Source organism: Lactobacillus kimbladii (assembly GCF_000970755.1).
GTDB classification, from domain to species: domain Bacteria; phylum Bacillota; class Bacilli; order Lactobacillales; family Lactobacillaceae; genus Lactobacillus; species Lactobacillus kimbladii.
The window spans coordinates 1,645,009-1,662,678 of the sequence record NZ_KQ034007.1; the positions used below are offsets into that span (position 1 = coordinate 1,645,009).

At 35.3% G+C, this 17,670-nt stretch carries 17 protein-coding genes; 5 read left to right on the forward strand and 12 right to left on the reverse strand.

All coding sequences use genetic code 11. The annotated features are described in order from the left end of the window. Positions 1-66: 66 nt before the first annotated feature. The 3 genes from JF75_RS08205 to JF75_RS08215 form a co-directional block, all read right to left on the reverse strand. Positions 67-633, reverse strand: a complete 567-nt coding sequence (locus tag JF75_RS08205; protein WP_046332590.1) for an aldose epimerase family protein — start codon at positions 631-633, stop codon at positions 67-69. Positions 634-973: 340 nt separating this feature from the next. Then, positions 974-1,261, reverse strand: a complete 288-nt coding sequence (locus JF75_RS08210; protein WP_046332591.1) for a type II toxin-antitoxin system HicB family antitoxin — start codon at positions 1,259-1,261, stop codon at positions 974-976. A gap of 187 nt (positions 1,262-1,448) precedes the next feature. Next, the gene (locus JF75_RS08215) at positions 1,449-2,882 is read right to left on the reverse strand and encodes an MFS transporter (protein WP_046332592.1); all 1,434 of its coding nucleotides are present in this window, start codon (positions 2,880-2,882) and stop codon (positions 1,449-1,451) included. 742 nt (positions 2,883-3,624) lie between these two features. On the opposite strand from JF75_RS08215, the gene hflX reads away from it, so the two are divergent. Next, positions 3,625-4,905, forward strand: a complete 1,281-nt coding sequence (hflX, locus tag JF75_RS08220; RefSeq protein WP_046332593.1) for a GTPase HflX — start codon at positions 3,625-3,627, stop codon at positions 4,903-4,905. A gap of 135 nt (positions 4,906-5,040) precedes the next feature. Here the strand turns inward: hflX and JF75_RS08225 are convergent, their stop codons facing one another. The 4 genes from JF75_RS08225 to JF75_RS08240 form a co-directional block, all read right to left on the reverse strand. Next, positions 5,041-5,946 (reverse strand): C40 family peptidase, encoded by a 906-nt coding sequence (locus JF75_RS08225; protein ID WP_379859252.1) that lies wholly within the window; start codon positions 5,944-5,946, stop codon positions 5,041-5,043. A 159-nt stretch (positions 5,947-6,105) separates the two neighbouring features. Further along, complete coding sequence (locus JF75_RS08230; protein WP_046332595.1) at positions 6,106-6,837, reverse strand: C40 family peptidase; 732 nt, start codon at positions 6,835-6,837, stop codon at positions 6,106-6,108. Positions 6,838-7,040: 203 nt separating this feature from the next. Next, the gene (locus JF75_RS08235; RefSeq protein ID WP_084605768.1) at positions 7,041-7,637 is read right to left on the reverse strand and encodes a C40 family peptidase; all 597 of its coding nucleotides are present in this window, start codon (positions 7,635-7,637) and stop codon (positions 7,041-7,043) included. Between the two features lie 87 nt (positions 7,638-7,724). Further along, entirely contained in the window at positions 7,725-8,279 is a 555-nt protein-coding gene (locus tag JF75_RS08240) for a guanylate kinase (protein ID WP_046332596.1), read from the reverse strand. A 94-nt stretch (positions 8,280-8,373) separates the two neighbouring features. On the opposite strand from JF75_RS08240, the gene JF75_RS08245 reads away from it, so the two are divergent. Next, on the forward strand, positions 8,374-8,688 hold the full coding sequence (locus tag JF75_RS08245; RefSeq protein ID WP_046332597.1) for a hypothetical protein: 315 nt from the start codon (positions 8,374-8,376) through the stop codon (positions 8,686-8,688). A gap of 108 nt (positions 8,689-8,796) precedes the next feature. After that, complete coding sequence (locus JF75_RS08250; RefSeq protein WP_046332598.1) at positions 8,797-10,320, forward strand: O-antigen ligase family protein; 1,524 nt, start codon at positions 8,797-8,799, stop codon at positions 10,318-10,320. 193 nt (positions 10,321-10,513) lie between these two features. On the opposite strand, the gene JF75_RS08255 is transcribed toward JF75_RS08250, so the two are convergent. Both JF75_RS08255 and JF75_RS08260 read right to left on the reverse strand, forming a co-directional pair. Continuing rightward, a complete protein-coding gene (locus tag JF75_RS08255; RefSeq protein WP_046332599.1) occupies positions 10,514-11,134 on the reverse strand; it encodes an LVIS_2131 family protein in 621 nt (206 codons plus the stop codon). Positions 11,135-11,255: 121 nt separating this feature from the next. Continuing rightward, positions 11,256-11,813, reverse strand: a complete 558-nt coding sequence (locus JF75_RS08260) for a hypothetical protein (RefSeq protein WP_046332600.1) — start codon at positions 11,811-11,813, stop codon at positions 11,256-11,258. Between the two features lie 360 nt (positions 11,814-12,173). Here JF75_RS08260 and JF75_RS08265 point away from each other — a divergent pair, with 360 nt between their 5' ends. Together JF75_RS08265 and JF75_RS08270 are read left to right on the forward strand one after the other, a co-directional pair. Further along, complete coding sequence (locus tag JF75_RS08265; protein ID WP_046332601.1) at positions 12,174-13,751, forward strand: multicopper oxidase family protein; 1,578 nt, start codon at positions 12,174-12,176, stop codon at positions 13,749-13,751. 99 nt (positions 13,752-13,850) lie between these two features. Further along, positions 13,851-14,561, forward strand: a complete 711-nt coding sequence (locus JF75_RS08270) for a C39 family peptidase (RefSeq protein ID WP_046332602.1) — start codon at positions 13,851-13,853, stop codon at positions 14,559-14,561. 175 nt (positions 14,562-14,736) lie between these two features. On the opposite strand, the gene JF75_RS08275 is transcribed toward JF75_RS08270, so the two are convergent. The 3 genes from JF75_RS08275 to JF75_RS08285 are packed head-to-tail and all read right to left on the reverse strand — an operon-like array spanning position 14,737 to position 17,549. Beyond that, on the reverse strand, positions 14,737-15,213 hold the full coding sequence (locus tag JF75_RS08275) for a threonine/serine exporter family protein (protein WP_046332603.1): 477 nt from the start codon (positions 15,211-15,213) through the stop codon (positions 14,737-14,739). 3 nt (positions 15,214-15,216) lie between these two features. Continuing rightward, on the reverse strand, positions 15,217-15,993 hold the full coding sequence (locus tag JF75_RS08280) for a threonine/serine exporter family protein (RefSeq protein WP_046332604.1): 777 nt from the start codon (positions 15,991-15,993) through the stop codon (positions 15,217-15,219). A gap of 8 nt (positions 15,994-16,001) precedes the next feature. Continuing rightward, on the reverse strand, positions 16,002-17,549 hold the full coding sequence (locus JF75_RS08285) for an ABC-F family ATP-binding cassette domain-containing protein (protein WP_046332605.1): 1,548 nt from the start codon (positions 17,547-17,549) through the stop codon (positions 16,002-16,004). Positions 17,550-17,670: the final 121 nt, after the last annotated feature.

The following is a 17,670-nucleotide window of genomic DNA, read 5'->3' on the forward strand; positions in this document are numbered from 1 at the left end:
ATTATAGCAAAAAAAACAAGCCACTGCCGGTTTGCCTTTTGTATCTTATTAAAATCATTAATTTATTTAATTCAAGGCTAGGGTCAATCTCAGACCGTCGTCACTGTCACTAGCCAGTGCAGCTGCATCATAAGCAGCACTAATTTGATCGCTCTCAGCCGTTAACGTAAAATTAGCGGAAGCTATAGTTAAATTAGTTTTATCTTTACTTAATACAATTTCGTTAGCATTAGAATTCACTTTCCAACCTGAGAAAACTGGTATCACGAATTTCACTGAAAACGGCATATCTTTATGAGAATTATTTTTCAGATAAAATTTAATGCCAATTACATTTCCTTCTAAGGCGTATGTTAATACTGCTTCAAAATGAAACGGGAACTTTTTATAACTCGAATTGTCGTCAATTAAAGCCAAACTAACTCGTGAATCTCCCTTGTCTACAACTGTCCAGGGCAGGATATCTGCTAGATTTTCCTCTTGTTCAGCTCCTCTAAAAATAACTTCTAATGCTTTTTGCGCGTCAACATCTTTCAAATAATCAATTTGACTATTCAGGGCAATCAAGTTAACTAACCTGGCACCCTTTTCAGAAACAGCCACACGCAAAACAGAACTTTCAATTGTTTGCATAATTTACTCCCAAACTTTTTCTCTTTCAAAAATAGCACTCAAACAGTGGTATTGTCAATTTGATCAGAATACAAAATTATTTACAATTTCAACTTTTTAATTCAATTAAATCATTGAAAAATTATACTTAATTTTCAAAAAATGATATAATAATGCGCTTTTTGGATAGCATTTTAATTTAAAGCTTATTTTAAAGTATTTTTACCAAAAGAAGCTAAATTTATTAGCAAAATTTACTTAGATATATTATAATTAACTTGTTCCCGAGAATTATAATAAAGTTTTTGGAACAAGTTAATAAAAAAGGCATCCCAAGAAATTGGGGTGCTTTTTTTATATATTATATTTCGTAATTAATGCGATCACGTGAAGCTTCGGTTAGGTCTGCAGAAACTGGTGCAACAAATGAGCCATCATCTGGCAATTCAATATCACTAATCTTGCTGACCTTGGGTAATACTGCTTTATTATAAAGGCGACTGGCAAGAGTGTCAGCAGCCATTTTCATTGACTCACGCAAGCCCTGCCCTTCAGTTATTCCACCTTTAACATCAGGGAAACTAATTACATATATATCATTTTCCAGTGGCTTAAAAACAGCTGGATACGTCACAACTTTATGGTTCATCCTAAACCTCCTCATTTTGCTCTTTCCTTCTACCATAATATACCCAAATTGCCAAAAGGAAGAAATAATTATTAAAAAATTATTTTTTAAAATAAAAAAGAGTTGAATTTTATAATTTTTGCTATAACTACAAAATCTAAAATAAATTTGAGGGTTACATCAATTTTCAACACTTTTTAATGTTTTATTATTTATTATTTTTAAATAGTCTCCATCCACTCAAAAGAACGGTAATTAAACAAATTATCATTGAAATAATAAAGACCACATGCATGCCGTAAATAAAAATTTCAGGTTGTTTAGGCAAATAAGCTGTAACTCTTTCTCCTTTTGCTCTGCTCATTGCAGCAAATAATACCGTAGTAGCACTTGATATCCCAATGACCATTCCTAAATTACGGGAAAGTGAATTAATACTGCCGGCAATGCCTAAATCTTTTTGCTCGACCGAACTCATAACTAAAGAATTATTTGGCGAACTGAATATGCCACTGCCCAATCCCATAATTGCAATACTAATTATGAATAGCCACATAGGTGAGTTCAAGTTGCACAATGTATAACCAATCTGACTGATTAACAATAAAACTAAACCAATAAAAGTAATCAACTTAGGACCAATTTTATCAGAAACAGAACCAGCAACTGGGGCAGCAAACAGTTGGACTACAGGTAATATCATTAAAATTAAGCCTGTTTTTCCCGGTGACAAGTGACGAGCATTTTCCAAATAAAAAGGAGTGACCACATTAAAGAAAAAGTTAGTTATAAAAATTAATAATGCACAAAGCAGACTAACTGAAAAATCTGGATTTTTAAATAATTTAAATTGCAATAATGGATTTGCTACATGATTTTCAACATAAATAAACCAGATAAAACTGACCAGACCTACTAGCAACATTAATAAAACAGGTAAAGAACTAAACCCTAGCTGTTGCCCTAAAAAAATACCGCCAAACAAAGTAATCATACCTAAAGCAAAGCTGAAAGAACCGGCCTTATCTAAAGCAGATTTAGTAAAAGTAATGTCCTTAGGCAGGAATATAGCACCAATTATTGCAGCTATCAGGCCAACAGGAACATTTAACCAGAAAATATAAGACCATGAAAGATGACTTAAAATTAAGCCACCAAGTCCGGGGCCAGCAATGGAACCCAAAGCAACAAAAGAACCGATTGTACCTAATGCCTTTCCTCTCTCAGTAGCAGGAAAAATTTCAGTAATGATCCCATTATTAGTAGCCATAGTCATAGCTGCACCAAAAGCTTGCAGGGCTCTTGCCACCAATAAAAATATTAAATTAATTCTAATTCCAGATAAAAGCGAACCCCCAATAAAGAATATGGCTCCTAGCCGGAAAACTTTTATTTTACCGTAGATATCACTTAATTTGCCAAAAAACAGAATAAAGCTGCAGACCACAATCAAATAAAGTGAGACCACCCATTCAGATTGACTCATAGGAATGTGCAAGTCTTTACTGATCACTGGCAAAGCAATATTAACAATTGTACCGTCTAAAGTTGACATGAATGTAAACAGACCCACAGCAACTAATATCCACCAGCGATTTTTTTGCACCCTTTGATTAGATTGATAGTTTAACGTTTGTGCCATTTTAATTATCTCCGTTTCAAAATTTAGTTAGGTACCTTAATAGATTGAATTATACTCCTTTTTTTCTATCTGCCAAATAAAAAAGCGACCACTTATTATGTAGTCGCTTTCCCTGATTTACAGGTGAATATTTAAGTAATCTAAATTGACAAAAGTAATTTACGAACATCTTGCAGACTATGAGCAGTAAGCAAATGCTTAACATTATCGGGATTTCTTTCTAGATGTAATCGTTCTCAACCATTATTCAAGCACGACAACAAAATAAGCAAAAGTCAAGGTTATCTATTATTTCTGGTGCAATTAGTTAACTAGAGATTTGGGCAACAAAAAAGCGCATCGATTAGGATGTGCCTATTTATTTTTGTATTTCCTATAATAAAGATTTACGGAATTTCGCCATAATTGAGTCTTGTCCTGATTTTAAATAAACTGCATTTACACAATTTTGTCGATAACTCGTCCGTAAAAAGGATGAAAAACTTTAGAATTTCGATTACTAATAATTTTTATAACCAGCAGGCGCATAGTAGCCCAGCATTCGTAAACGAGGTCTTGAGTATCTTTGGTTCTTTTTGAGGCGCTTAACTTTTACCACTTCACTTCTTCTTTTTGGTAAACTAGCCGTTTTGTATTAAAATTAAACTATTATAAGTATAAGTGCGAAAGAAGAATGAAACATGTGGATTGACAATTTTTAAAAATTAATACTAATAACTTTTATGTACAGAAAGAGAATTAAATGATTGATAATACTCCACGAAAAACAAAAGCATTTATTGCTGGCGCCAATTTAAATGATCCCAATTTTGACTACTACATGAGTGAACTGGCCAATTTGACAGAAGCAGCAAACATGGAGGTTGTAGGACAAGCTCGACAAAATGAGGAGCATATAATTGCTGGTACTTATTTTGGTTTGGGAAAAATTAATGAAATTAAGGATATTGCACACGGCTTAAAAGCAAAAGTTCTGATACTTAACGATGAGTTAACTCCAGTGCAAATCCGAAATTTAGAAAAATTAACCAAATTACGGGTAATTGACCGCACCGAATTAATTTTAGAAATTTTTTCAAAAAGAGCACGTACTAAACAAGCAAAACTGCAGGTGCAACTGGCACGCCTGCAGTACGAATTACCACGGTTGCACCCGTCAGAAAATACCTTGGACCAGCAACGCGGTAATGGTGGTTCAACTGGTGGCGGTTTTGCCAACCGTGGTGCTGGAGAATCCAAGCTGGAATTGAATCGCCGCACCATTGGTAAACAAATTTCTATTATAAAAAGAGAATTACAAGCAATTGATAAGCAGGAACAAATCAAGGCCAAAAGGCGTAATCAAAACCATATTCCTAAAGTAGCGCTTGTAGGTTATACCAATGCTGGCAAATCAACCACAATGAATGGGCTGTTAAAAGAATTTTCCAAACATAGTGATAAACAGGTTTTTGTTAAAAATATGTTATTTGCAACTTTAGACACAAATGTGCGCAGAATTGACTTAGAGAATAATTTTAGTTTTATTCTTTCAGACACAGTTGGGTTTATTTCCAAATTGCCCCATAATTTGATTGAGTCTTTTAAAGCAACTTTACAAGAAGTAAAAGATGCTGACTTATTGATAAATGTTGTTGATGCCTCTGATCCCAACATGATCCAAATGATTCGCACTACACAAAATGTGCTCAAAGAAATTGGTGTTAAAAATACCCCGATGATCACCGCCTACAATAAGGCCGACAAGTCGCAACGAAATTATCCTCAAATTGAAGGCAGTGGCATTTTATACTCGGCTGTTGATACTAAATCGATTGAAACCCTTGCTGACTTAATAACGAAGCGTATTTTTTCCAATTATAAAAAAATTAATTTGCTGTTGCCTTTGTCTGCAGGGAAAATTTTATCTTATTTACACGAAAACGCTCAGGTATTAAAAGAAAGTTATCAAAATGATGGCGTTCATATTGCTGTACGACTGTCACCCAGAGAACAAGCTCAATTTGCCGGTTATATTGTCTAGAAGAATCGCAGCATTAAAAATAACATAAACAAAAAGATTCTCACGTTGCTATGAGAATCTTTTATTTTAATATAAATTGTTATTAGGAAAGCAGATCAAATTAAAGTCAACTTAATCACAAATTTTGCCAGTTAACTACTGAAGAACGCGCTTTGCTACACAAGGATAAAAATATGAGCTGATTGATTGCAACACCACACCTTGTTCAGGCGTTGCAGCACTGACGTACTGGTTATTTCCAACATAGATGCCAACATGATAAGGAGCATCTGGCGAGCCCCAATATAATAGATCTCCAGGCTGCAACTGGCTCATTGCTACTGTTTGCCCAACTTTTACCTGGTCAGTGGTGACTCGTGGTAATTTTACACCACCAGCTTGATTATAAACATATTGCACCAAACCAGAGCAATCATAATTATCTGGACCGTTGCCACCCCAGGCATAGCCTTTACCTAATTGACTTTTAGCTAAATTGACTACAGCCTGGGCACGCTTTGAAACATTGTCAGAAATACTATTATTAGCTACATTAATTGTACTTACGTTATTTTTATTGCTCTTTTTATTAATAACATTGTTTAAACTAGGAACAACTACTTTTTGTTTTTGAACCTTTTGTTTTTTTGGTATTTTTAATGCTTTCTTAGGTTTTATCTGTTTATTTTTCTTTTTTGTTGCAGCAGGTTTTACTTGTTCATGAGCAGTTCTGGCATCAGCTTTAGTTTCCAGGTCCTCAGTGTAGCGAGCTTCAATCCACTCACTGTCGCCAATCATATACCATAGCCTGCCCTTGCGATCAACCGCTATTTTAGCAACATTCCACTTGCTTTTATTTTTGGCGCGAAAACTTATTAGTTGTCCACCTTCATAATTCGTCCAAATTTTGACATCTTTATTGGGCAAGCAACTAATTTGCACCCACTTCACAGGTTCTTTTAATGTAGCAGCATCCACTGTTTTTTGTGGAGCAGTCACACCAATTCCGGTTAGAGTCAATGCCGCGGCAAGACCCATTTTCCAAAAATTACGCTTCATCAAATCAGTTCTCCTTTAAAATAGCAAAAATGTGATCATAAATCAGTATTCAATTTTTATTTTAGACGCTTTAAATATTTAATCAAGTTACACTAATCAAACAGTACTAAAAAAACACTTAGAAGGTTTCCAAGTGTTTTAATTTATTTAAAATATATTCTTTTATTCAAGAACACGTTTTGCAACTGATGGATAGAAATAAGAACTTAAATTTTCCTTCACAACTCCTTGAGCCGGAGTAGCAGCATGAACATACTGATTGTCGCCAACATAGATACCTACATGATATGGTGCTGTTGAAGATCCCCAGAACAAAAGATCACCCGGTTTTAAATTTTGCAGTGAAACCTTTTTGCCCTGCTTAACTTGTGAATAAGTTGTACGGCTTAAGTTTACCCCAGTAGCCTTGTTATAAACATATTGAGCTAAACCAGAGCAATCAAAACCTTGCGGTCCGTTTCCGCCCCATGCATAAGATTTACCAACCTCAGCTTTTGCCAAATCAGCAACTTTTTCTGCCTGTTTTACACTCTTCTTCTTGATAGTTCTAGCTTGAACTTTTGCTAATTTAGCTCCCGGTTTGACAGTATAACGCGCCTGAATCCATTGGCCTTCACCAATTTCATACCAAGTGTTGCCTTTTTTATCAATTGCTCTGCTTAAAACCCGCACGGTTTTACCGTGTTTAATCCTTTTCCCAGTAAAAGTAGGATTTTCATAATTATCCCAAACATTAATGCCATATCCAGGAACATAATTGATTTTTAGCTTGTTTGTAGCTGCTTTAACATTAGTAGCCGCAGAACTGGTGTTAACTGCATTCGCAACTCCAAAGCCAGTAATAGTCAAGGCCGCAGCAGTAGTAAATTTAACTAAATTACTTTTAACTTTCAAAATCAAAATCCCCCCGTATTAGCATCAAGTTGTTTTAAAATTAAGTTCTATTTCTATGTTACAAAATCAATTTTACACGCATATTGTTACAATAAGGTTACAATAATAATACCGGTAAGTAAAAAAGCCCTTTCAACTACACTATAGCTAAAAGAACGTATCTACAATATTCAAAATTTTAAAAATATAGAATCAGAGTTTAATTAGTCTAATATACGTTTAGCAGCGGAAGGATAGAAATATGCACTAAGTGATTGTTTTAAAACGCCTTGACTTGGTGTAGCCGCATGAACAAATTGGTTATCTCCAACATAGATGCCAACGTGATAAGGGGCAACGGAAGAGCCCCAGAAAAGCAAATCGCCCTTCTTCAATTTTTTTAATGAAACTTTTTTACCTTCTGTTACTTGAGAATACGTGGTTCTTGGTAAAGTTTTACTTCCAGCTTTTTTATAAACATATTGTACTAAACCTGAACAATCAAAAGAATAAGGACCTGTAGCACCATATACATATCTTTTGCCAACCTGTTTTTTGGCTAATTTAGCTACGGCTGTCTGCTTCTTAGTTACACTACTGGCACTGACATCATTCACTGTGGCAGCAGTGACTACTGTTACACTAGTTGCACCAGTGAAAAACAAAGCTATGACAGTTATTAATCTAATTAATATCTTTGAATGTCCGTGTTTCAAAATTAAACTCTTTTCTAATCCATATGCGAAAATTGTGCGTAAATATAACAAATGATAGTTGGCAATCACTCGTCCTATTTCTTCGACATTTTCTATAATACTCATTTAATGTTACACATTTGTTTCAAACGAGCTACAAAACGATAAGAATTTTATTTTTGAAACGGGTACTTTTTTACAAAAGTAATTTTATTAGTTCAGTGTTTTCCTGAGACCTGCGACAATGGTGAGAAGTTTTTTTTCAGTCTGCTGCCAGTTATCATTAATTAATACGTGGGCATCTTTTTTAAGGCTATCAGGTAACACATTTAGTTCACTGCCACTTAATCGCTCTTTAATTTTGTGAGGATCATCGCCTCTTTTTAGTAAGCGTTCAGCAAGCATTTCTTTAGAGCTGGTAGTAATGTATAAAAAATAGACTTGACTACTGATTGCAGCCAAATAGGAAGCAGCTCCCTTAATATCAACAATCAAGGAAACTATATCATGGTCCAGCCAGGCATTTTCTAATGCTTCTCTGCTCGAACCATATTGGTATGAACCATATTTAACGTGCTCAAAAAAATGTAGTTTTTTAAAACTGGCTTCAGTTTCAAAATGATAAGAGCCTTCAGGACTCTCTCCTGGTCTAATCGGTCTGGTCGTGTGAGTCAAAACTCTGGGAATATTAAACTTATTTGCTAAATATTCTGAAATAGTTGTTTTACCGGCTCCACTAGGGCCAGCAATTAAAATTAATTTTTGCAAAATCCAAGCTTCCTTTACTTGAAAACAATTCGCTTTTATAATAATATCTTTCTATTATAATGAAACATGGGTAAGAGAGGAAGTAAAATTTATTATGAAAAAAGCAGATGTGAAAGCAGATGACATTCTTAGCGCCAAATCTGAAGAAGAGCTGAACAAACCTTTTCTTGGTAAAGTAGAAAAAATTTACGAAAATTCTGCCCTGCTAAAAATTATTGATTATGATCCGACTGATAAGACCGCAGTTAGTGACTTAAATCAAAAAATAGTAGTCAATTTCAAGAATTTAAAGAGCGTTCCTAAAAAGAAAATTAAGGAAATTCAGGATTTGGCCAAAAGTGACGTTAAAGTAGAAAAAATTAAAAAAGCTGCCAAAGAAAAAGCAAATGCTGACAAGAAGAAAGATTAATAGCTATTTTTAATTAAGAAACAGTGAATAAGGATTCACTGCTCTTTTTTTTTGCTGCGTTTTTGCCTAAAATTAAACCATGAAAATATTTATGATATGGAGAAAAAAGTGAAAGAAAAAGCACGAACTGTCTTATTTTGGTTTATTTTAATTCAACCTTTTTTAGATTTATATTGGTTTTATCACGGCACTCTGGCCAATATTTTACCATTTACTCTGCCTACCATTATTCGTATTTTAGCTGTGGCAACACTAGTTTGCCTTTATTTTAGTTCGCAAAATTCCTGGCAGAAACTATCACGGGAAAAGTGGCTGTTAATTTATATTATTCTTTTAGTTGTCTATTCAGCACTTCATTTACTGCATGTGCAACACTTTACCAGTGTCAGCCCTAACAATTATGGTTACACTGCCAGTGGAGAAATCTTTTATTTAATTAGAATGATGCTGCCCTTAACAGTTCTTTATTTAACTAATGAATTAGATTTTAGTCAAAAACAATTGCAACTGGTGATTGAAGGTATCTCAGGATTGTTTTCAGGCACTATCGTTCTTTCCAACCTTTTTGTTATTTCTCTTAAATCGTATGAAACAGGAACTATCAGCGCCAACATTTTTGAATGGTTCTTTAATCCTAATATTGGCTATTCACACATGGCTTCTAAAGGTTTCTTCAACTTTACCAATATGATCTCAGCAGTATTGTTCATGCTGCTACCACTTATGCTGTACTATCTTTTTACTTCATTTAGCTGGCATACAGTTTTGCTAAATGTTGTGCAAGCTCTGGCAATGATCGAGATTGGTACTAAAGTAGCAGCTATTGGACTAATTGGTGGCATAATTATTGGGCTTATTCTGTTTGGTTTACATAAATATCTGATTAAAGATGTAAAAAAAGGTGGCAAGGCATTTTTAGTTGCAGTCTTAATTGAAGTTGGATCTCTGGTGATTTTACCTTTTGGTCCTGCGATTCAGCGTTACAATTATGAAATTTATTTAGCCAAACAATCTGACCACGACTTAACTGATGAAAAAAAGGAACTAGCTGCGGGCTTACAAAAATATCCTAGAGGCCAAAAACGGGCAGAATTTCTGCGCTACTTTATCAAGAAAAATTATCAAGAATATGCTCTTAACCCTAAATTTGTCTTCAAAAGCTACCCCTACCAGTATGATCCAGAATTTTGGCTTAAAATTATGAATGAACCGGGTCAAGCGCGAATGGAAAATCGCCATATTGAAAAAGCAATGCTTAATCAAGTAGTCAAAACCAATAACAATAAGCTAGATAAATTTTTGGGTATTTCATACATTCGAGAAAACAACATCTTTAATTTAGAGCGCGATTTCACTGCTCAAATATATTCTTTAGGTTGGCTCGGAATGCTCTTGTTTGTCGGACCATACTTGGCAGTATTAATTTATAGTGCTTACAGATGGCTAAGATATAAGACATCACGCACCTATTTAGCCAGTTCTTTAATTGTTTCCAGCAGTTTCATTTTATTGGCAGCTTTTTCTTCTGGTAATGTAGTCGACTTCTTGACAGCTAGCTTTATTCTCGCTTTTGTCGAAGGAAATCTCCTGGTTCAAGTTCGCAAAAAAGAAACAATACAGATTGCTCATTGATGTAAAATTTTATTTTTTAATAATTTCAATTTAAAAGGCTCCTTGTCAAACCTATTGGCAAAGAGCCTTTAAAATTTATCAGTTTTACTAGTAGTCTCGCCTAATTTAATAGTAGCAATCTACTTAAATTTTCAATGTAAATGAGGCATAGCATACTTTTAAAATTATGCAAGCGCTTTATTTTAAATTAATTTTACTTTTCTTTGATAAATGATGAATCTGGAATTCTAATTAAATAGTAACGAGTCGCATTATGGCCAGCATGCATTCCAATGCCATTCTGCCACACTTTTTTATAGTTGGCTGTATAAATAGCAACATAAGCACGTTGATATTTACGATCCATTTTCTGCAATTCTTTTTTATCATAGGGAATTTTTGCAGCATTCAGATCCAAAGGACTTTTGCCATATGCAACGGTGGCAAAATCACTGGATACTTTAATCTTTTTACCTGGTCTGTAATAGGTAAAAGTCTGGGTACTAATCCTTTTCTTTTTCGAATCAATCGTAACGTAACTCGAATTACCTTCCCCAGTATTCATGACAATAGGTTCGTAAGTAATGTGCGCTGTTATTTTGCTAGTATCTTCAAGGTCAGGATTATCCAGCATCGTTTTGTTAAAAAGCCAGCCAATGCCAAATATTAAAACGACTATTTCAATAACGTCGACTAGAAAATTAGGCCAGCTAAACTGCCTGTGCTTCTTTATAATCATAGTAATTCGGCGTTTGCGAATATTTTGCACAACAAAAACTAAATACAGAATAATAATTACCCATAACAAAACTCCAAGTAGATTCCAGCTAACCATAACGGACCTCCTGCTTCTTTCTCCATTATATTGTAAAAAGTATCTTTTGAATAGCTGAGCTTAAAAATAGCATTATTAAAGCAATAATTAAAAACCTTTCCCTGTTAAAAAATAAGGATTTCTATTTAGTCTTTTTGGTAGTTTTTTTCTTAGTTTTAGCAGTTTTTTTAGTAACTTCCGCTTTAGTAACTGCCTTCTTTTTGACTGAAGTCGAAGGCTTTTGATATTCACGCACCTGTTTAATTTTTTCCTGCATTGCATCTGTCAGTCTGTCTACAATACCGGTTTCATCTTGTTCAATTTCTTCTTCTGTTGCTATCTGGTCAATTCTAAACCCTGATGCATTCAAATATTCTGATTGAGTTTCAAAATAAATGGCAACAGGATATTCTTTACCTTCTTCGAAAAAATTAGCGATCTTTTTGTAATTACTATAAGGCAAATTAATAATATTGCTTTCTAAAGCAAAGACAATTGGTCTCTGTCCGCTTATTTCAAGTGCAACATGACTTAATGAATTATGTTTAAGCGCAGCTCTGGTTTCTTCAACTAATTTAGTCGCCAACTCTTGTATTCTGGCTTTTGACTTACTAATTTCTGCGTATTTAACAGTTTCTAAGTCTTCAATATAATCTTGTTTTTCTATTTTTGTGGTTAAATCTGTTAAGCTTATTTTCAAATTAAAATCCCTTATCTAAATTTATCAAATTTTATCAGTCTTTTATACGATACAAAAAGTTTTGTTTAAAAACAATTTTTTTATTTCTTTTAAAAAAAATTTTTTAAAAAACACTTTTGCTAATCAATGTTAACTAAAAATAGTTAAATGCTGTTTTTATTCAAAGAAAACCACTGTTTAAGCAGAATTTTTGCCAATATTAAATAACACTTTGCTCTATAAAATTTTGAAAAAGCGCTTTTATAAATTATTATTAAAAAAACATAGCTGTATCTACTTTACAAGCGTTTTCACATAGAGTAAATTTAACATGTAACTAAAAATTTTTCACTAAATTTTTTAACTGAAAGGTAGACGAATATGTCAGATAAAGTTTACACAGATTATTTCTATAATTCCGAAGATTTTGATAAAAATCACGAAATGGGATACAAGGATCTTCACATTCCTGAAGGTGTTGAAGCTCAACCTTTAGTCGTTCCACCAGTATTAGAGCCTGATAAACAAGAAAACAATGATGTTTGGTACACAATTGAGTCCCAAGAAGGTGACTTCCAATTTTTGCCAGGTAAAAAGACTCATACTTGGGGCTACAACTTCCCAGTTCTTGGTAAGACCATGGTTTTAACCAGAGGTCAACATGTTCACGTAACTTTGAAGAACAGCTTGCCAGAATTAACTACTTACCACTGGCATGGTATGGAACTTTCAGGTCCTGGTAACGATGGTGCTTGTCACTCACCGGTTTACCCAGGTGAAGAAAAGCACATTGACTTCATAGTTAAGCAACCAGCTGCTTTAACATGGCTTCATGCTCACCCATGTCCATCAACTGCCATGCAAGTTTGGATGGGATTAGCTATGGGCGTTGTTATTACTGATGCTAACGAAGCTAAGTTGCCAATTCCTAAGACTTACGGCAAGGACGAGTTCCCAATTATTTTGCAAGACCGTATTTTCCACGAAGATAACCAATTTGACTATAAGGCAGACTACAACGCAATGGGTATCTTTGGCGACACTCCAATCATCAATGGTGTTGTCCGGCCATACGTTGATGTCACTACTCAAAAAGTACGTTTGCTTTTCTTAGGTGGTTCTAACCGTCGTGAATGGCGCCTGCACTTTAGCGATGACTTGGTAATGACACAAATCGCAGGTGACGACTCATTCTTGGAGCACCCAGTTAAATTGACTAAAGTCTTAATTGGACCAGGTGAGCGTCAACAAGTAGTTGTTGATTTTAGCAATTATAAAGATGGCGATGTTGTCAACCTTTACACTGACGACTTCAAGCTGGTTGAATTCAGAATTCACAGTTATGAAAAAGACGACAGCGTAATTCCTGATACTTTATTCAAACCATATGATCCAGTTGTTAACCCTAACTCACCAGTTCCTCATGTTACTATGGATAACCACAACATGATTAACGGCAAGTTGTTCTCAATGGAAAGAATTGACATGAAGCAGGAATTGATGAATGCTGAATACTGGGACGTAACTAACACTAACGATAAAGTTAACGGCATGTTGCACCCATTCCACACTCACGGAGCTCACTTCCTTGTTGTATCACGTAACGGTAAAGACCCATATCCAAACGAAAGAGGAGTTTACAAGGACACTATCGAAGTAGCACCTCAAGAAACAGTTCGTATAAAGGTTTACTTCCAAAACACTGGTGTCTTCATGTATCACTGCCACATTATCGAGCACGAAGATGCTGGTATGATGGCGCAAATTCAAATTGTTGATCCAAAACACCCAGACAAGAAATATCATTTGATGGACATGGAAACTCTGAATAAGGCTTTTGCTGAAGAAAGAGGCGTGCCAGAAGATGAAGTCTTCTGCCCAGGTATGGACGTTGAAGGTATGGCAGTTAAAGGTGAAGATCATAGTCTTGATGCTTTATCAAGCGCAACTCACCATTAATCTCTACCTTCAATAAAGAAAAAATAAAATTTAGCAAAATCGCTCATTAATTTGAGCGATTTTTTGCTTTTAATAATCTTCCTATGTTTAAATAGCTTTATGAAAAAGAAAAGATTTTCCCTTAAAGCAATTTTGATATTACTATTGGGTATTTTTTCTCTAGGCTTAGTTTTTACAATCTTTAACTCGACTGGTTTTAAAGACCGTTATGACTGGTTAACCTTGAAATCTTCCCAGAAGCTAAATGTTCCCCTAGAAAATCAATATCCTGACCTGCCTAATGGTTGCGAAGTAACTTCTCTGTCAATGCTTTTACGCTATTATGGTATCAAGGTAAACAAACTAAATTTGTCTGAAAACATAAAACACGTTTCTTCTTATACCGATAACGGCAAATATCGGGGTAACCCTCATGTTGGTTTTGTTGGTTACATGAGTCAGGCAAATGCAGGATGGTGCGTTTATAATGAACCCTTAGAGCAAGTGGCCCTCAAGTACACTAATCGCATTCGTAATTTCACAAGCCATGATTTTATCGAAGTAATGAAACTGGTTTCTGACGGTCATCCGGTTCTGATCATTACTACCACCAATTTTAATCATGTGGGGGATATGCAAACGTGGCAGACAGCTCAAGGTGAAGTTCACGTGACTCCGTCTTCACATGCTTGCGTTATTACCGGCTTTGATAAAAAGGCACGTATTGTCTACGTCAACGATCCCTTTGGTCATAAAAATAAGAACATTCCTTGGAAAAACTTGGAAAAAAGCTATAACCAGCAAGGAAAGCAAGCATTATATCTGGAATAGAAAAAAGAGCAGATTCAATTAAGAATCTGCTCTTTTTCAAATCGAGGCCCGTTAATAATAACAGGTGACTACTTCTGTTCACATCAGGTTGGTCAACCGCCAGCACTTCCCGTGCCTGCCACTTAAGGCGGACGTCCTCACACAAATACGCATCTCGCGTTTTTGTCGACTCGCATTAATTATTATACTTATCTAAATGACGTTTGTAAAATTTTTTTATTCTGAAGAAAATTTCCACGCACATATTTGACAAAAGCATTCCTAAAGCAATTGAACCTGTCACAATTATCACTCTTAATACTGCATCATTTGCTCCGCGCAAATTGCCGGAAGTTAATTCACGCACAGCCTGATAAGCGGGAACACCTGGCACTAAAGGCACAATTGCAGGTATGTAAAAAACTGTAGCCGGACATTTTTTCATTCTGGCAAAAACTATTCCTAAAATGCCGATAGCAAAAGAGCCTAGTAAATTGGATAATAACCGTCCCATTGACGCTCTCATTGCCAGCCAGTAAATAATCCAGCTAATAATACCACTCATGCCGGCCAAATTAAGTACTCGTCTTGGGACATTGATTGTTAATGCAAAACAGGCTGAAGCCAAATAGGCGAAAGCAACATTAATTACTATTTCTAACCAAAAAGGCATTTTCTAAGCTCCTAAAAATTTCAAGACAATACCAACTCCGCCGCCCAATGCAAATGCTGTAAGCAGAGCCTCACAAATTTTCACCATTCCTGAAAGAATGTCACCTTTAAATAAGTCTCGCAGTGCATTTGTCAAAGCAAGACCCGGAACTAGAGGCATCAGCGCACCAGTTAGAATATGGTCAATAATCATTTGCGGAAAAAGTTGAACTAAACCGGCTGCAATAACCGTCATAATCAAGGCTGCAACAAGTTCAGCCAAGAATTTAACGTTAGTAAAACGTTTAAAATAATAAAATGAAAGAAATCCAATAGCTCCCACAATAGCCGCAGCAGGAAAATCAACCCAATCATAATTATTCATGAACAATACCATGAGCGTTGCACTTAAAATTGCGGCTCCAATCGTCTGTAGCCATATGGGAAAATTGGGATAATCACCCTTTGCCATCTTGGTAACTTCTTTTTTAACTTCTTGCAAAGTTATTTTTTTATCTGCAAAAGCACGGGACAAAGAATTGATACGGTCAACTAGTTCAAGGTTGATATTGCGCTCATGTACAAGTGTGCTCTGGCAATAGTTACCATGATCCAAGCTCATAAAAACACCCGTTGGTACTACAAAAACACGTGGATCCGGTTCACCAGCACTTTTGGCAATGCGCACCATCGTATCTTCAACCCGATACATTTCACTGCCCCCTTCAATCATTAATTCACCGGCAGTTAGGCAAGTCTCAAGTAAATCTTGGTAAAATAATTCACCTGGTCTAGCACTCATTTTTCACCTCAAAGTTTATTCATAGTCTCAATATCAATAGTTTTATCAACCCAATTGCCTTGGAAAAAATCACGTTCATGGCTCACAATAATCACTCCACCAGGAAACTTGATGATAGCCTGTCTTAGTGCATCTTTAGAATCACTGTCCAAATGATTGGTTGGCTCATCCAAAAACAACAAATTTGCCGGTTCAAATAACATTTTTGCCAATTTGACTTTTTCTTGTTCGCCACCAGACAGTTTTTTTAAAGGACTCATTGCCTGTTGAGCAGTGACGCCCAATTTTGCCAAAGCCCCTCTTAATTCTTTGGGTTTTATGCGTTCAAAGTTTTCCTGCAAATATTGCAAAGGCGTCATGTTATTATTTGGCCAAGTTAATTCCTGTTTAAAGTAAGCAATTTTAGCAGTTTCAGACAATTTATAGGTACCAAAAATCGGATCAAGTTGTCCCAGTATGGTTTTTAATAGTGTTGATTTTCCAATACCATTAAAACCGGTAATAGCAACTTTTTCATTGCCTCCAACCGAAAAATTGAACGCTTCTTTGACTAATGCCTGGTCATAACCAATTACTAAATCCTGCGTTTGCAATAAAAGGTTGGCTGCTGTAGCCACATAAGGAAATGCAAAGTGCGGTTTATGGTTATTTTTAGGTGGATTCAGTACATCCATTTTCGCAAGTTGCCGTGCCCGTGATTTTGCACTTTTTGAACGGGTACCAGCCTTATTTTTACGGATATAAGCTTCAGTTTTGGCGATCTTGCGCTGCTGATTACTGTAAGCCTTCATATACGTTTCCCGATTAGCTTCTTTTTGACGCATTGCTTGCTTTAAAGTTCCGGTATAACGAGTTATTGTACCAATATCTATATCAATAATACAATTGGCAATTTTGTCTAAAAAGTCGTAATCATGGCTAACAACGATGAAAGCACCAGCAAAATTATTCAGATAGTCAACGAGCCAATCTATGTGTGAAACATCAAGATAGTTGGTCGGCTCATCTAACAACAATACATCTGGTGTTTGCAAGAGTAATTTAGCTAAAATAATTTTTGACCTTTGACCTCCTGACAATTGACTCACATCATGATCATACCCCAGCTCTGCCAGACCTAACCCAGAAGCAACGCGCTCAATTTCGGTATCAATATTATAAAAATTATTTTCTTCCAAATAGGTTTGCATTTTACCCGCTTTTTCTAGTAAAGAACTATCACCTTCAGCTGCATACTTTTCATACAAAGAACTTAATTCTTTTTCTCTACGATAAAGTGGTGCAAAAGCTGTGCGTAAAAACTGGCGAATTGTTACCCCCGGTTTCAACTTGGCATACTGGTCAAGGTAACCTATAGTAATTTTGTTTTGCCATCTAATTTGTCCTTCATCAGGTAGTATTTCACCAGTTAAAATTTTAATCAAGGTTGATTTACCGACCCCATTTTGACCAGTCACACCCATATGATCCTCTTTGTTGAGTACGAAACTAGCATTTTCATACAAAGTTTTATCTTCAAAACCTTGTCCCAAATTTTTAACTGTGAGTAAGCTCATTATGCATCTCCCTAAATATCAATATAAGTTGTACAAAATAAAGTAAAACTACCCATAAATTTTTGACTTTGCTAACATGCACAATAAAAAAGTGGGCTATTTGCCCACCTTTTCATTTTTT

Bases quoted from the DNA above. Each gene is read 5' to 3' on its own strand.
- JF75_RS08280 (WP_046332604.1), bottom strand. From the start codon at position 15,993: ATGAGTGCTAGACCAGGTGAATTATTTTACCAAGATTTACTTGAGACT.
- JF75_RS08205 (WP_046332590.1), bottom strand. From the start codon at position 633: ATGCAAACAATTGAAAGTTCTGTTTTGCGTGTGGCTGTTTCTGAAAAG.
- hflX (WP_046332593.1), top strand. From the start codon at position 3,625: ATGATTGATAATACTCCACGAAAAACAAAAGCATTTATTGCTGGCGCC.
- JF75_RS08285 (WP_046332605.1), bottom strand. From the start codon at position 17,549: ATGAGCTTACTCACAGTTAAAAATTTGGGACAAGGTTTTGAAGATAAA.
- JF75_RS08245 (WP_046332597.1), top strand. From the start codon at position 8,374: ATGAAAAAAGCAGATGTGAAAGCAGATGACATTCTTAGCGCCAAATCT.
- JF75_RS08215 (WP_046332592.1), bottom strand. From the start codon at position 2,882: ATGGCACAAACGTTAAACTATCAATCTAATCAAAGGGTGCAAAAAAAT.
- JF75_RS08235 (WP_084605768.1), bottom strand. From the start codon at position 7,637: ATGAGTATTATAGAAAATGTCGAAGAAATAGGACGAGTGATTGCCAAC.
- JF75_RS08270 (WP_046332602.1), top strand. From the start codon at position 13,851: ATGAAAAAGAAAAGATTTTCCCTTAAAGCAATTTTGATATTACTATTG.
- JF75_RS08210 (WP_046332591.1), bottom strand. From the start codon at position 1,261: ATGAACCATAAAGTTGTGACGTATCCAGCTGTTTTTAAGCCACTGGAA.
- JF75_RS08275 (WP_046332603.1), bottom strand. From the start codon at position 15,213: ATGCCTTTTTGGTTAGAAATAGTAATTAATGTTGCTTTCGCCTATTTG.
- JF75_RS08265 (WP_046332601.1), top strand. From the start codon at position 12,174: ATGTCAGATAAAGTTTACACAGATTATTTCTATAATTCCGAAGATTTT.
- JF75_RS08255 (WP_046332599.1), bottom strand. From the start codon at position 11,134: ATGGTTAGCTGGAATCTACTTGGAGTTTTGTTATGGGTAATTATTATT.